The sequence below is a fragment of the Allobaculum sp. JKK-2023 genome, assembly GCF_034745455.1.
In the GTDB taxonomy this organism is placed as follows: Bacteria; Bacillota_I; Bacilli_A; order Erysipelotrichales; family Erysipelotrichaceae; genus Allobaculum.
Map to the genome: position 1 here is coordinate 1986998 of NZ_JAYERV010000003.1, position 15236 is coordinate 2002233.

Consider the following 15236-nt stretch of genomic DNA (forward strand, 5'->3'; position numbering starts at 1 on the left):
TATTGAAATCCATCGATAGACATGGAGTTATTTTATCCTTTTTGGAAAGCGGCATGAAATTGAAATCCTGCAAACCAGGCAACCTGAAGGGAAAAAGGACGATCAGCTTTGAAAACGGATGAAAATCAATGAAAAATGGAACAGGTTTTCCAACCTGAAGGGAAGTAAAGCAGGCAGACTTTGGGCCAAACTTTTTGCGATGGTAAAATACCCACAATGAAAAGGTGATGATTGTGAAAGAACTCAACGAGATTCGAAAGGAAATTGACGCCATCGATGATCAGTTAGCCGCGCTGTTTGAAGCCAGGCTGAATCTGGTTCTGGATGTCGCCCGCTATAAAGATGCACATGGTCTGCCGGTCTTCGATGAAAGCCGCGAAAAGATCGTGCTGGAAAAAGGAAAAGACCGGATTCAAAATCCGGAGTTCAAAGAAGATTTTGCTACCTGGCTGCAGCAGCTGATGGATCTGGCCAAAAAGCAGGAACGAGAACTGCTATCGCTCAACACCGTTGCCTATTGTGGGGTGGAAGGCGCGTTTGCCCATTCAGCCGCAGGCAGACTTTTTCCATATGCAAACCTGAAGTCCTGCTCCAGTTTTGGCAAAGTCTTTAAAGCTGTAACCCGCCATGAAGCCCAATATGGTGTCCTGCCTTTGGAAAATTCCAATTCCGGACTGGTTGGTGAAGTTCTGGATGGTCTGATGAATTATCCGGTGTTTATTGACCAGGTCGCGGATGTTCGCATCAAGCAATGTCTGCTTGGTCTGGAAGAAGCCGAACTGTCTGATATTCAATGGGTCTACTCCAAAGATCAGGCTTTGTGGCAATCCAAAGATTTTCTGGATGCTTTGCATGTGCAGACCGTCCCGTATCCCAATACAGCCATGGCAGCGCAATATGTTGCTCAGACCGGAGATAAAACCAAAGCTGCCATTGGCGCCAAAGAAAACGCTCAGCTCTATGGCCTGAAAGTTCTGGCGGAAAATATCGAGTCCGATTCCTCCAATACCACCCGTTTTCTGGTGATCAGCGCTCATGAAAACACCGAACCTGGTGATCATTGCGGTCTGTTGATCTCCGTCAACAGCACCGTTGGATCCCTGGCCAAGGCGATCAACGTGATTTCCGCTTTTGGCCTGAATATGGACTCCCTCCAGTCCCGCCCAAGAAAAGGTCACCCGTTTGAATATTTCTTCTATGTCCAGGCGGAAGGAGATCTGAAGGGACAAAATCTTGAAGCCTGCATGCAGGCCTTAGGCCCTGTGTGCACTATCCGCCGATGGCTTGGCAGTTTTTCAATCAGAAAGGATGAAGAATTATGAGTTTTGTCAAAGACAGCGCAAACCGCACCCCAATTGTCGATACCGTTTTTGCGGTAGTCGAACTCGCTAAAGAGGCGAAAGCAAAATACGGCGACGATCAAGTCGTCGACGCGGTCATTGGATCGCTTTATACCGAAGAAGGAAAACTTGCAACTCTGAATACCGTCTTCTCTACCTTAAAAAACATCGACGACGCCCACCTGGCCAAATATGCCGTCAGCTTTACCGGAAACCCCGACTTCCAGAAAGATGCCATCGACTGGGTATTGGATGGCAATTCCGATTTGTATAAAGAAGTCATCGCTACTCCAGGTGGAACGGGCGCAGTTGGCATGTCCATCGAAAACTGTCTGGAACCAGGCCAGACTTTGATCATCCCAGAAATTGCCTGGGGTTCCTATGCTCTGATGGCCCAGATGAATAACTTTGAAGTGGCCCGTTACTCCTTATTTGATGGCGATCATTTCAATATGAGTTCCTTTAAAGCCACATGCAAAGAAGTCATGGCCAAACAGGAACGTCTGGTTTTAATCATCAATGATCCCTGCCATAATCCAACTGGCTATTCGATGAGTGAAGATGAATGGAAAGAAGTTATTGCTTTCTTAAATGAATGCTCCAAAACCCATGATGTCGTTCTGATTAACGATATTGCCTACATCGACTTCTCCTATCGCGGTGCCTACGCGAAAAAATACTTCACCTGCTTTGACGAAATCTCCGATAAAGTTGCGGTGATCGTGGCTTTCTCTATTTCCAAATCCATGACCAGCTATGGCCTGCGCTGTGGAGCGGCCATCCTGCTTGCCAAAACCCTGGAAGGCGTCGAAGAACTCAAAGTGGTCTTCGAAAAATCTGCCCGGGCGACCTGGTCGAACATCAATAACGGCGCCATGGAAATGTTTGCGACTGTCATGGAAGAAAAGAAACCGGAATACCTGGCTGAAAAACAGAAATACGTCGACCTGTTAAAAGCAAGATCCGACCTGTTCCTCAAAGAAGCCAATGAAGCCGGCCTGAAGACCTACCCATATAAAGAAGGCTTCTTTGTGACACTGGCGATGGACAATGATACCCGTGACAAATACCACGAAGCCCTGATGAATGAGCAGATCTATACCGTCAAAGTCAACAAAGGCATCCGCGTTGCCATCTGCTCCATGCCTCTGGATAAAGTCAAAGGCCTGGCAGCCCGCATGAAAGCCATTCTGGATACAGTGGCCTAAGCAAAGATAAGCAAGGAAGGAAAACAGATTTTAACAGAAAAGCCGACCTGCAAAGTCCAGACTTTCCGACCGCAGAGAAGATCAAAGAGAAGAATAGAATATCGGGCGAAAGCAATTGAGTTTGCTTCCGCCCGCTTTTTGTATTCTTGATGATAGGTTGCGATGACGTGTGGCTTATTTTTCGAAAGAACACTTTTTCTACAGAGCATTCTTTCTACAGAACGCACTTTCTACTTTTGTTCTGGAGTCAGTGGCGTATATCCAAGTTTTCGCAAAGCAGCATTTGTTGAGCTTTTTGTGCGGCTGATGATTCTGTTCTGCTCGTGGACAGAGAGATCTTTATGAACAACCCGGATATAACTTCTTAATAAAACCTGGCTATAACGGATCCGGATAGATTCCATCATCGCCTTTTTTCGAATCTCTGACATAAAGGGCGTTTCTTGAATGATACGATAAATATCCACCAGATTGATTTTTGGAAAAACATCTGCCAAAGCTGCTTCTAAATCAGCAGGCATTGACTCAAAGATATCTCTGAACGATAATCGCCGACCTGTCGTTTCATCTGAAAAAGGAGTCAGAACAGTCAGGCTGTCTTCATTGAACGAATCGGGCATTGTCATGTCTTCAGCCAATGCTTCATCACTGGAAAACGGAAGCAAACAAGATCCGCAATCATAAACTGGAGCGGGGATTCTTGTTCCATCAACAGTTTTCGCCATCCCCCAGTCTTCGAGATGCCTGTCCTGGTTGGCAATCAGGTAATCAATCGCAAAGACTGTCCAGAAGCGTCTGATCGTTTCAATCTCCAACTCTGGATCGTTCAATCCATGAATCAAATCATAGACTTTACGAATCGTGTTGTTTCGATTGCCCCTTCTGGAACTGAAAATGTCTCTGGAATGGCTATATGTCATATGGATATATTTCATTGGGTATAAACGGATGCCATCATTTTGAAAGTCCCGACAGGCCACAACGATGACTTCTTTTCCATTGCGATTGTGTTTTCCTAAGTAAGTCTTCTGAACCGGGATACCGACGCTCTCAAAAATATGACAGCCTACATATTCTGAAAACTGATTATTCATATACGACAAACTATTGTTGAACTCACGCACCTGATCTGGCATTTTAACCATATAAACCACGCCATCAAGGACAACGCTGTAATTTCGCTCGGATCCTGCGTAGTTACACCAATCCAATGCTGAATTCGATAAATCCAAAGTCGTCTGGCGGTTCACAACGTAATCCTCAAAAAATAATCCAGCATTTCATCGCACTGCTCAGTCGAAATATCGCCATCCATAGCCAGAATCTTCAGCGAAGTCCGCAGAGCCATCATATCGTTTCGGACTTTTGCCCGGTCAGCAACCGATCCACTCTTTTTCCATCGATCGACGCCATCGTAAACTTTCTCCATAAATCCTCCCGCATACCAGTCGCAGTCGCTTGGATTATATTTTCTTTCCATCCTTTTCAATTTCTCGCTTTTCTTTTGACAGAATTACGACTTCATGAATTCAGTTTATCATCTTCAATAAAGGCTTTTGAGAAGGCCATTTTCTTTTTACCTTTTCGAGGTTTTCCCCTTTTGAAACGTTGATCTATCTCAATAAGATCACAACCGAATGAAAGAGACAGAAGGGAAGAGACAGGACGGAGAAGAGAGAAGAGAGAAGAGATAGGATAGAGAAAGGACAGAGAAAGGAAAAATTGTACCACACGCAAACTTCCCAAAACAGCAGAAGCAATGATTGGAAATAACACCGTTCAGGTTTGGATTGATATCTGATAAAAGCAATATACTGATTGAAAACTGATTGAAACTTGTGTTTTCGCAAAAAGAAATGCCGGAAAATGAATTCCTGAACCAGCTTCAGGGTGTATCAGATTCAATAGTAACACAGTTTGAAGAATTCTTTTTGCGGATCGAGGGATTAAAATATCAAATTATAGGTTACGGGATGAATTGAAAATGTTACAATAAAACCGAAATCGATACAGCTGAAGCATATTCACTGATCCTGTTTTTGAATAACCTGTCTTCTTTGAATGAGACCTTCACGATTTCTTTACCTTTATAAAATGGCGAAAGCAAAGATGTAAAGGAAAGGCAAAAAAATCATATCTATATCAGTCTATTTTTAGGGAAAAGATTAAATTATGCTTGAAGTAAGGCAAAAACACCCCGCAAATACACCCAGGGCAGAATGCTGCAGATTTAAAAAGTGCCCAAATTGCGCCGGCTGGGGGAGTCCCATATGATTTTTTTGTCAAACTCCATGCGCTAAAGTTTTAAAAAGGCTTTGGAATTGTACGAAAAACATGCTAAAATGACCCGAAAACATGGTAAAATGTCGGTAATTCGAAAAAAACAGGAAAAAAATAAGAAGAAATAGAATAGGTGATTGGAAATGGAAAGACAAGCCGGGATCTTACTGCCTTTATTCTCTGTACCAGGTAACCAGGGCATCGGAGATTTAGGACAGAAAACTTTAATGATGATCGACGAACTGACCAAAGCCGGAATCAAAATCTGGTCCATGCTGCCAATTCAGGCTGTACAGGAAGACAATTCTCCTTACAGCATGGCATCTGCCTATGCGGGCGATCCGATTTATATCAACATCGACCGCTTAGCTGAAATGGAGCTTCTGACCCAGAGTTCGGTTGTCAACTGTAATAAATTCAAAAACGTCGTCGACTACGACACGGTCCGCAAATTTAAGGAACCCTATTTTCAGAGGGCCTTTAAAGCATTCCGTAAAAACTATAAAAAATGGAAACCAGAATTCGAACAGTTTAAACGCGAAGCCTGGTGGTTAAACAACTGGACAGCTTATGAACTGTTCAGACAGCTCAATGAAGGAAAAGGCTGGACCCAATGGCCAGAAGAATTTAAAACCTGGCCAGAATTACAGGGAGTCAATCTGCGCGACTATGTTGAACAGATTTTCTACATTCAGTTCCTTCAGTTTATTTTCTACAGACAGCTCGACGAAGTAAGCGCCTATGCACGCAAAAAAGGCCTCATCCTGATGCAGGACGTACCTTTCTTCGTAAACCTCGACAGCGCAGACGTATGGAGCCGTAAACGCGAATATATGGTTCAGCGTGACGGCCGAGCGGTGCAGTTAGCGGGCTGCCCACCTGATCCATACCACGAAAAAGGACAGGTCTGGGAAAAACCAATGTACAACTTTGACGTGATCCGCGATGATGACTACAAATCCTTCAGAGACCGTTTCCGCTGGACAGCAAGAAACTTTGATGGCATCCGCATTATTCACTTCAAAGGCTTTGACTTCTTGTGGAAAGTGCCAGAAAACCGCAACCCGCAATATGGCCAGTGGGCCCCAGGCCCAGGCAGACCCTTGCTTGAAAAAGTAAAAAATGACCTGCCAGGAGTACTTCTTACAGCCGAAGACCAGGGAGAATTACGCCCTTCCTTAAAAGCGCTCGAAGAAGAATTTGATATTCCAATCATGGACGTTTTACAGTACCGGATGGAAACCAAACTGCTCAAACGTCCAGCCGTGGAAAACTCCGTGGTGTACACCACCTTCTACGACACGCCAACGCTCGAACAGGACTATGCAGGTTTCAGCAATAACCGCAAAATCGCGCTGCGTCGTTTCTTCAAGAAAAGAAACTATCTGCACCGCCCCTTCCACGATCTTGTCTGCCACTACGCCATCGACTCCAACGCAAAGATCGCCATGATCCCAATGCAGGATGTCATCGGCTTAAAAGAAGCAGGCCAGATCAACGATCCAACCAACCCTCAGGGGGACAACTGGACCTGGAAGCTCAAAGACTTCAAAGTCTTCCCGAGCGAACTGGAAAAAATCCGCGGCTGGCTCGAAACAGCCGGACGTATTCCTGGATTTGAAGCCCAGCCGGTAACGGTTGTAGAGGAAGATTCGGAAGACGACGAAGACTAACCATTCGTCCCATCCGCATCAACAAATCCAGATCCAGCCAGTTTCAATGCGATATTTGCATAACAGACTTTCGTCTCATACAAAGACGGGAATCTGGTCAAAACCGAAACTGAAATAAAATAAATCCCATGATCCAGGTATTCTGCCAGACCATGGGATTTTTCTTTGAGTAAGAGAGAGCGGATGAAGAATAGTTAGAGAGCAGTCGAAGGATAGTCAGTGAGCAGTCAAAGAACCATCGAAGGACAGTCAGCAAGCAGGCGAAAAGCAGATAAAGCAGTCAGCGAGAAGTGAAAAGTAGGAAGAGAAGTCACAGAACAGGGAAAGTGAGCGCCCGCTTGGACAGAAAAATGTTTTTTTGTGACAATTTTCAACACATTGCGTTATTGTTGAGCTACTATGGAAGAGGAAAACCGAAAATCTCTCAGGAGTCTGGCCGCCAACCTTGCAGCTGCTCAATCGGGCGGTAGCTGCAAGGTTGGCGGCCCTGTTTTGTTGAAAAAACGATCTTGAATAGAAAAGATCAATTCATCCAGCAAATTTGCAAAATCCCAAGTTTCAGATTGACTCTGTTTCATTGCATTCAATGTGAAATCGAATATCTAAAGACGATATTCAAGTAGACCGAGATTTTCAGAAAAATCTTTCTCAACATTCAAAAGCGGCAGACAGCCCCTTGACGGGACTGGTCGCCGCTTTTTCAGTATATGTTTCGAGCATATTTGATAAGATTTGATGGCACTCGATAATACTCAAAAAAAATTAGATCTGATGTTCAGATTATCCTTATGGGCCTTACTTATCAAAATTTGTCAGGAAATTAGAATTCCTAATTCATTCATGCAAATTTTGTCTTAGAATCTGAGATTCTCTGTATTGAGCTGCTTCTGGATTTTCAGTAAACTCTACAGCCTGGGCATGATATTCTTTTACAGCTTTCATAATTTCAGCCAGTGGAACTTTGAAAAATTCTTTTCGTCCATTCACCATATTCACCTTTTGATGATCAAAACGTTGATGAAGTTTGGCTTCCAGAGCCGGAGCGTCATCAGAGAAAATCATGGCATGAACATCAAATTGGAATGGTACTGACGCACTTCCAAGTTCATCAATGCGATCAAGAGGTTCCAGACGTCTGGTCATGCCAATTTTATATATATCCTCTCCAAAAGACCCAATATTACTGATGACGTAGACATACCCAGCCTTTTGATTTGCTTCTCGATAATCTACGTCTTTAAGATTAGCATCGATATCTTCAAGTGTACGATCAATTTTTTCAATCTCATTTCTGATCTCTACTTTTTCCTCTTCGGTTGCATTCAAAAGAAGAGCCGCAAATTTTTCTTTGGCCTGTTGATAGTGTGTCTGTTCTTTTTGAAGAGTTTTCCTTTTGGCTTCAACCTCTTTTTGCTGCTTGGCCAGTTCACGTTCGGCTGCCCGTTGCTCCTTCAAGATTTCTTTTTCCCGCTGTTTCTCTTGCAGATAGTGGTATTGAAGACTGAGCTCATCCAATTTTAAGCCAATATAGGGTTCTGAAATCTGTATAGAATGCGTCTTATTAAGTTTCTCAATCTGATCTGCATTTTTAAGAATCTAATTTTTCGCATTTGCATAATTGCCATACTTCACTTTGTTTACAATTACGGTGCATTCATTATTAAAAGCGCGCAACACCATTTTAATGGCATCATTCACCATCTTCTGTCCCGCTTTTTTATCCCCATTGACAGTCCAATCCATATTTCCAGTGACCGCAGTTCCATTTTTGATCATTGTCTTTTGCAATTGGCGATTTTTATCCAGCTGCGCTTTATATTTGTCACTGGTCATGGCAGAGTAAGGCGGCTTATACAGGCCGATTTCTGCATAATCAACCTCTAAATTTAAGCTATCTAAGCTTTTCTGGATCAAATTTTTCTTGCTTTCAAGAGCATCTACTTCATCAATGAGGTTTGCCAGTACACTCATTTCCCTTTGCTTTTGCTTTTGAAGAGTCTCCAGATACTTCTCCTCTTGCGCAATGGAAAGACCATGTGTTTTGGCAAGTGTTTCCTGTAAAGCAGCATTTTCTTTTTCGAGCTCCGCAATTCTAGCGAGTTCCTTCTTGTTGAATAATCCCATTCCTATTTTCCTTTACCTAGTTGGAGTCTGTTATGTTTTGTTCTTTGATCACCCAGTATAATCACACCATATAATATGGTAAGAAAATCGGGATGAAGATGTGTTATCATACCAAAGCGAGATATAAAACACTGACAAGATAGATATAGAATCTACAGCTGATGATTAGATCAGCCGCCTGTCAATCAATCATGGACTCTTAGTCGATCAGATAGACTTCGCCATTACTTTCAATACACATCTGTACAGGTTCCGTAGCATGTTTTAGAATCTGCTTTAAAGTCTGTTTCAGCTCACTGTCCTGGTTATCACTTAAAGCTTGGATCTTGTAATTCAATGGATTCAGGTATTTGTTTTTATTGACCGATCCAATGAGCGGCAGGGAAATAGGGCCCGTGTTAAACGCCTTGATCTGACCAACAAGAGTACTCAGACTGCTGATCATCCGTCGATCACAGCGATTGACCATTCCAAGCAGATCCTTTTCAACATAGCTCAGGTAGTTCTTGTTGAAGTTCTGCGCATAGAAAATCTCAAGCAGCACACTCATCAGATAAACCTGCTTAGCCAGTTCAATACAGTCACTGATCTTTTCAACTTTCTTGTAGTTTTTATCCAGATCGCCTTCACTGCCAAAACGGGCAAGCGTAGCTTTATCGAGATCCTCCAGATAGAACTCAATATCTTTCAAGGCTACCTTTCTGGCTTCCTGAAGATTGGTTAATGTAGCCTGAATCTGGACAGGATAGGAACTGATCGAAGAATAGTTCTGATATGCATATTGGACAAAATCCATTTCTGCCAAAAGCTCTGCACGTTTATCCCCATACAGGAATTCAAGAACAGAATCCAGTTTCTGGTTGACCATCTTTAATTCCTTGCTGATTTCAGCAAGATAATATTGCGAGGTTACAATGGAGGCAATCTCATAAATCTGACTGATCGTTGCCAGACTACCGAGAGGATAGAAACTGGCTGTTCCTACAAATCGACCATCTTCCCCTTTAATGTGAGACCCAAAGCCGCCCTGCTTTAGACTCATAAGGGTATGCGGCAACCCTTCGGGAAAGCTCACTCGATACGCATCCGCATAAACACGATTAGCGTACATTGGCAGCGCATGGCTGAACAGGTTACTTAATTGCATCTTTGTTTCAGGATCCAGGTTCAGCTTTGTGGTCGTCTTTCCCCGCATGGAATGTTCATCTATCGTGGAAACATCAAATCCCATTACTGCCTTCAAAGTATCCATATCAGAGTGGTCATTATTGTTGCTTTCGTGATTTTCGTTAGAACTCATTCTTTTTCCTCCCGGCTTACTGAATCCAACCAAGTTTTTCACAAAAGGATTTCAAGTTTGTTCTTGGCAAAAGGATGGATTCATTTTGCCTTTGATTACAGTCTGCTTTGACCGATTGTAAATGTCTATTGTCCATTTGAAATCAGAGTTATCCTTCGTTAAAAATGGTACAAATGACAATTGATATCCGATTTACACCAGTCGCTTCCAGTTCGGATTATAGAATGAAAATGAAACTGCGGACAGAATCCGATCATACCGGATTCTGTCCGCTCTTTATTGATAGATTCTGTTGAGGCGAATTTCCTGATCAGGAATATTCGCTATGGCTTGCAGACTTGGCAAGGACAGAAGCCCGCATTCTGGATGGCAGCCGAGGTGGAGTTGGTATAGAAACGATTTCGCGACTGCATCTTATGAGCATGCCCGCAATTGGGATGGTGAAATTTTCCGGTATGCGTATTGACCACATAGTTAGCCTGATCTGCGGATACTTCACGCAGACCATAGGCATTCATGTTTCCTGGTGTATTTGGAGTTGATGGAGTGCCTGGATTGTCTGGTGTAGATGGATTTGAAGAATTAGATCCAGAATTTCCGTTGTTCCAGGAAACGGGTTCACCATATCCCTTAACCATCCAGCCAATCTGTTCATCTTTCCATCCAGCTGAAACTAAAGACCGCGCTTCAGTCTGTGAAGTGGTGTAGTGATGGGAACCAGCTCCACTTGCATTCGGGTTGAAAACACGATATGCAGGAATATCTCCACCAGATTTCCAGCTGACGCCCTCATACTTCCATCCCGCACTGGTCAGAGCATCCCGCTCTCCGGCATTGGTGGTGTAATGATGATCTCCAGTCGCAGGACTGTATAAACGATAGACGTCATCGCCTTCAGTCGGAGAAATCCATCCAGTCCCTTCGTTTTTCCATCCCTTGCTAACTAGGGAATCCCGTTCAGCACTGTTGCCTGTATAGAAATGTTCGCCGCTGTTTGGATTGTAGACACGATACATTTCGACCGAACCAGTATCTTCTAATGTAATGGAAGTTGCTTCCTGCCCGAGAATAGCAGCAGGAGCCGCAAAAGCCATCAATGTAGAAGCAGATGCGATCAGTGAAGTTGTAAATCGCTTGAATCTATTCATTTCAATCCCCTCTCTGTTATGAAAAATATGTGTAAATCGAGTGTATCACTATAATGCTTTCACAAACAATGCCTATATGAACTTCAGCTGTAGATGGCTGAAAACCACCATGAAATTGATGGAGACCACACATAGAACAGGGAAGTCAGCGTTATGAATCCATGACTCTGCCAGCTCGAAAACAAGCATGCCTCATCGAACCAGGAATATGAATACAAGAAGGGAAAAATTATAGTCAACTATAATAAAATTATGAAATTCAAATATCATATAGTGAACTATAATAAAGTAAACTTAATCCAACAAATCATAGTTAACTATAATTTGTTGGAAGATGCGTCGCACTCTTAATGTCTATATAGAGATCGTTTCAAAACGAAAAGGATGAATGGAGGTGCAGAAAAATTATGGAAAAGCTCATTGAACGCACTGAATATCTGGATAAAATTTCAGGATTCAAGGACAAAGACTTAATCAAAACCCTGACCGGAGTCAGACGAAGCGGGAAATCAACATTACTCCGACTCTACCAGAAAAGGCTGATGGAACAGGGCGTTAAAGAAGAACAGATTATTTCTGTGAACATGGAAGATCTGCGTTTTGAAGATCTCCATGATTATCATAAGCTTTACGACTATATTTGTTCCCATCTGGTTGCAGACCAGATGAACTACATCTTTATTGACGAGATTCAGGAAATCGAGTCCTTTGAAAAAGCGCTAAACTCCTTACAGCTCAAAGAAAATACCGACATCTACATCACGGGATCGAATTCCAGAATGTTTTCAGGAGAACTGTCAACCCGCCTTTCCGGAAGATATGTGGAAATCCCGGTTTATCCATTTACCTTTGCGGAATTTCTCCAGATGAATCCAGGGAATAAGGAAGAACGCTTTATGCAATTTATGAAGACCGGAGGTCTTCCGGCTGCAATCGATCTTGATGAGGAAAGGCGTACAGAATACCTGCGCGGGATTTTTAATACCGTTCTTCTAAAAGACATCGTGGAAAGAAGACGCTTTTCTGATGTGGTTCTTCTGGAAACGGTGAGCCGATATCTGGCAGACAATATATCGAATCCAAGCTCTGCCAAGCGCATTGCCGATTACCTGACCAGCGCCGGAAGAAAGACGACTCCAATGACTATTGATAATTATCTTGGAGCCCTTGAAGATGGTTTTCTGGTTTTTGCAGTTTCAAGATATGACCTGAAAGGGAAACGAATCCTCGAACGACAGGAAAAATATTATTTTGGTGATCTTGGTCTGCGCTATTTCCTGAGTGGAAATCAATTTCGTGATCTGGGAAGAGTTCTTGAAAATGTCGTTTTTCTGGAACTGAAGAAACGCGGATATACCATCCATACTGGAAGAACTGGCCAAGAGGAAGTTGATTTTATGGCTACAAAAGGAGACAGAGTTTACTACTATCAAGTCTGCGCTTCTGTTCTTGATGAAAATACCCGCGAAAGAGAACTGCGACCTTTCATGAAAATCCAGGACAACTATCCCAAAATTCTTCTTACCTTGGATAAAATTCCAATGACCGATCGCGGCATCATCCATCAAAACATTATTGACTTCCTTTTAGAAGAGCGTGCATAAATATCAGATTGCGTAATCTGTCTGTCCAAGATAAACTTGTTATTCAGCTGTGTAATTCTGGTCCAGAAAACAGCCGCAATCACTTGAAGACAAGTGATTGCGGCTGTTTTTGAATTTCTTTCTGGTTTATATTTCTGACACATACCACAGAAAGCCACACGATATTCGTAGTGCCAAACAGACGATCACGTTCATTCCTGAATCTGTGAAGGCAAAACGGAACTGACGATCAGGCTGCCAATTCTACTGCAAACTTTTCAGGCAGTTTTTACATGGACGGAAACCATTCCCCATGATTTCCATTGCATCAGAATCTGTGTAGAATTTATTCTCCTCTTTCATCTTATCAACATGCTCGCAACCTTTACGATGGAAAACACCTGAACTTTTACTAGTGTTAGCTATATATGTTGCCTGATTTTCTGGGACTTCATGTAATCCCTCTGTAGAGAATTTGGTGGAATTAGAGGAAGAGGAGCCAGAGGGTCTTGTTGGAGTAGTTGGCGTTGCTGGATTTGTCGGAGTGGTTGGCTGCGAAGGCAGCTGGGTCTGTGAGGAGTTCTGACCTGGATTGGTAGTCGTTGATGAGGAACCAGAGTTTCCATCGTTCCACGGGAAAGGTTCACCATAATCAAGAACCATCCATCCAACCTGTTCATTACGCCATCCCTGACGAATTAAACTATCTGCTTCCCCTTTGGAAGTCGTGTAGTGATGCGATCCGGCATAACGAGAATTTGGATTGTATACCCGATAAGCCGGAATATTTCCTCCGGATTTCCATCCGACGCCTTCATATCGCCATCCGGCTGTCGTTAAACTGTCTCTTTCTACAGTATTGGTCGTGTAATGATGATCCCCTGTCCAGGGATTGTACAGCCGATAAACATCTGCGCCTTGACTTGGAGCAATCCATCCGATTCCTTCGGATCGCCATCCCAGGTTAATCAGGTCATTTCGCTCAAAGATGTTGGCGGTATAGAAATGCTCGCCACTATTTGGGTTATAAACTCGATACATTTCCCTGGCATGATCCGGCCGATTCAGTTCAACAAAAGCATCTTCAGGAACTGCATCTGGAGTGCTTTCCTGAGCTAGAACGGAACCAGGCGCTAAAAGGGCCAAGACTGTAGAAGCTGCTGCAAACAGTGACAGCAGAAAATGTTTATGTTTTTTCATTTCAAAATCTCCTTTCAGTTTTCGCTGTAAGGGAAGTCTACCACTTCTTCACATTTAAAAATCATGATTATGTGAATTTCGTCAATAAACAGGCAATGTTTTGGTGGGATTCGTTACATTGTTGTCTTCAGTAGTTTAAGTCGATTGAAACTTGCGCAAAGATAGTAATCGGGATTTCAAATGAATCATCTGCGCAGGATGGAGAAAGTGGAAAGTCAGAAAGAAAAAGCCTGTCCTGAAGCCCGGCAGGGCTTCAGGACAGGCTGAATATGAGTATTAGGGATAACAGTCAGGAAAACCGTAAGGATCATCCTAAGCTAGCCGTGAAACTAACGAGCGACTTCCTGCACTTCCGTTGCATTGATCAATAAACGCTGATCAGAACCAGGCTGGCCTGAAGGTGCCATACAAGTGGAAAGAGTGAGAATTCCGGTATCCTGGGTGACTTCTAAATCCCGATTCACATTGGCACCGGGAGTATTGCGCAGCTCATCCAGATAGTTCTGGAAATCCACTGGATCCAAGAACTGGTAATTGCCTGGGATGTAGCGGTTATCAAAGACAACTGCGCTGAAGATCTGGTATTTCATCGTTTTTTCAGGCGTGTAAATGTAGATATACGGATTGGCTTCGAAATAAGCCGGATCTTCAAAATTATGGAGTTCAGAGAACATTGTCTCTAATTCATATTCACCGGTGCTGTCAAAGGTCGTATGACCATAAACCAAAGTGACTGGATCACTGAAATCAGCCGCATTGAAATTTTCAATATAAATCGATCCAGTGACTTCTGGCTCTCCATTCAGATTGGTATTCAGATACTTTTCGTTATCTTCGCTTTGCAGGATCGGATAGTTGATCTCTGTATTGGGAACATAGATCCAGCCGATCACTTCAGGATTGATTTCTTTTAACTTTGCAAAATCAATCTCCCGATCAATCGGATCCGTGGACGCTTCAGGTTTTTTAACAACACTTTCCTGAACCTCATGATAAGCCTCCTGAACTTTGCTGACCTCTTGCTCCTTTGTCGGTTCGCTTGAACAGCCACTCAACAGGACAACAGCAGCCATCAGGGCGATCATCAGACCCTTGAAAGGATGAAATAGGGATTTAGTTTTCATGATTCGAATTCTCCTTGTTTCGATTTGATTCTATTTTTCGAGTTATGTTCATTTATTTCAGCTATTTTGATTGGCTTCAGTTTATTTCTTCCTTGAAACTCATTTCTGATTTTTGCTTCTTTTCTACGCTTTAACCTGCCTGAAAATGTGCTCTTGAAGAAAAGAAAAGCTTTCCAAAATTATGAATATCTACCATATTATATAGGCAGTATATGAGCCATATATTGCCTCCTTATGGCAACAGCCACGAAACGAA

At 43.0% G+C, this 15236-nt stretch carries 12 protein-coding genes; 4 read left to right on the forward strand and 8 right to left on the reverse strand.

From position 1 onward, the window contains the following. Positions 1-227: 227 nt before the first annotated feature. Positions 228-1322, forward strand: a complete 1095-nt coding sequence (locus U4956_RS08010) for a chorismate mutase (RefSeq protein ID WP_323090054.1) — start codon at positions 228-230, stop codon at positions 1320-1322. Next, positions 1319-2548, forward strand: a complete 1230-nt coding sequence (locus U4956_RS08015) for a pyridoxal phosphate-dependent aminotransferase (protein ID WP_323090055.1) — start codon at positions 1319-1321, stop codon at positions 2546-2548. Before U4956_RS08010 ends, U4956_RS08015 begins: the two co-directional genes overlap by 4 nt. 230 nt (positions 2549-2778) lie before the next feature. Here U4956_RS08015 and U4956_RS08020 read toward each other — a convergent pair whose 3' ends face one another. Together U4956_RS08020 and U4956_RS08025 are read right to left on the reverse strand one after the other, a co-directional pair. Beyond that, entirely contained in the window at positions 2779-3798 is a 1020-nt protein-coding gene (locus U4956_RS08020; RefSeq protein WP_323090056.1) for a HipA domain-containing protein, read from the reverse strand. Further along, positions 3795-3977, reverse strand: coding sequence for a hypothetical protein (locus U4956_RS08025; RefSeq protein ID WP_323090057.1), 183 nt, complete (start codon positions 3975-3977; stop codon positions 3795-3797). Before U4956_RS08025 ends, U4956_RS08020 begins: the two co-directional genes overlap by 4 nt. Positions 3978-4971: 994 nt before the next feature. Here U4956_RS08025 and malQ point away from each other — a divergent pair. Then, on the forward strand, positions 4972-6501 hold the full coding sequence (malQ, locus tag U4956_RS08030; RefSeq protein WP_323090058.1) for a 4-alpha-glucanotransferase: 1530 nt from the start codon (positions 4972-4974) through the stop codon (positions 6499-6501). An 834-nt stretch (positions 6502-7335) separates the two neighbouring features. Here the strand turns inward: malQ and U4956_RS08035 are convergent. From U4956_RS08035 to U4956_RS08050, 4 genes are all read right to left on the reverse strand, one after another. Beyond that, complete coding sequence (locus tag U4956_RS08035) at positions 7336-8016, reverse strand: GIY-YIG nuclease family protein (protein ID WP_323090059.1); 681 nt, start codon at positions 8014-8016, stop codon at positions 7336-7338. 81 nt (positions 8017-8097) lie between these two features. Continuing rightward, on the reverse strand, positions 8098-8625 hold the full coding sequence (locus tag U4956_RS08040; RefSeq protein WP_323090060.1) for a DUF4041 domain-containing protein: 528 nt from the start codon (positions 8623-8625) through the stop codon (positions 8098-8100). Positions 8626-8824: 199 nt separating this feature from the next. Continuing rightward, positions 8825-9925: a hypothetical protein gene (locus U4956_RS08045; RefSeq protein ID WP_323090061.1), complete on the reverse strand. Its 1101-nt coding sequence runs from the start codon at positions 9923-9925 to the stop codon at positions 8825-8827. 323 nt (positions 9926-10248) lie between these two features. Further along, positions 10249-11073 (reverse strand): Ada metal-binding domain-containing protein, encoded by an 825-nt coding sequence (locus U4956_RS08050; protein ID WP_323090062.1) that lies wholly within the window; start codon positions 11071-11073, stop codon positions 10249-10251. 407 nt (positions 11074-11480) lie between these two features. On the opposite strand from U4956_RS08050, the gene U4956_RS08055 reads away from it, so the two are divergent. Then, on the forward strand, positions 11481-12677 hold the full coding sequence (locus tag U4956_RS08055) for an ATP-binding protein (RefSeq protein ID WP_323090063.1): 1197 nt from the start codon (positions 11481-11483) through the stop codon (positions 12675-12677). Between the two features lie 243 nt (positions 12678-12920). On the opposite strand, the gene U4956_RS08060 is transcribed toward U4956_RS08055, so the two are convergent. Both U4956_RS08060 and srtB read right to left on the reverse strand, forming a co-directional pair. Then, complete coding sequence (locus U4956_RS08060) at positions 12921-13856, reverse strand: hypothetical protein (RefSeq protein ID WP_323090064.1); 936 nt, start codon at positions 13854-13856, stop codon at positions 12921-12923. Positions 13857-14185: 329 nt separating this feature from the next. Beyond that, the gene (srtB, locus tag U4956_RS08065; RefSeq protein ID WP_323090066.1) at positions 14186-14980 is read right to left on the reverse strand and encodes a class B sortase; all 795 of its coding nucleotides are present in this window, start codon (positions 14978-14980) and stop codon (positions 14186-14188) included. Positions 14981-15236 lie beyond the last annotated feature (256 nt).

Bases quoted from the DNA above. Each gene is read 5' to 3' on its own strand.
- U4956_RS08010 (WP_323090054.1), top strand. From the start codon at position 228: ATGATTGTGAAAGAACTCAACGAGATTCGAAAGGAAATTGACGCCATC.
- U4956_RS08015 (WP_323090055.1), top strand. From the start codon at position 1,319: ATGAGTTTTGTCAAAGACAGCGCAAACCGCACCCCAATTGTCGATACC.
- U4956_RS08025 (WP_323090057.1), bottom strand. From the start codon at position 3,977: ATGGAGAAAGTTTACGATGGCGTCGATCGATGGAAAAAGAGTGGATCG.
- malQ (WP_323090058.1), top strand. From the start codon at position 4,972: ATGGAAAGACAAGCCGGGATCTTACTGCCTTTATTCTCTGTACCAGGT.
- U4956_RS08040 (WP_323090060.1), bottom strand. From the start codon at position 8,625: ATGGGATTATTCAACAAGAAGGAACTCGCTAGAATTGCGGAGCTCGAA.
- U4956_RS08045 (WP_323090061.1), bottom strand. From the start codon at position 9,925: ATGAGTTCTAACGAAAATCACGAAAGCAACAATAATGACCACTCTGAT.
- U4956_RS08050 (WP_323090062.1), bottom strand. From the start codon at position 11,073: ATGAATAGATTCAAGCGATTTACAACTTCACTGATCGCATCTGCTTCT.
- U4956_RS08055 (WP_323090063.1), top strand. From the start codon at position 11,481: ATGGAAAAGCTCATTGAACGCACTGAATATCTGGATAAAATTTCAGGA.
- U4956_RS08060 (WP_323090064.1), bottom strand. From the start codon at position 13,856: ATGAAAAAACATAAACATTTTCTGCTGTCACTGTTTGCAGCAGCTTCT.
- srtB (WP_323090066.1), bottom strand. From the start codon at position 14,980: ATGAAAACTAAATCCCTATTTCATCCTTTCAAGGGTCTGATGATCGCC.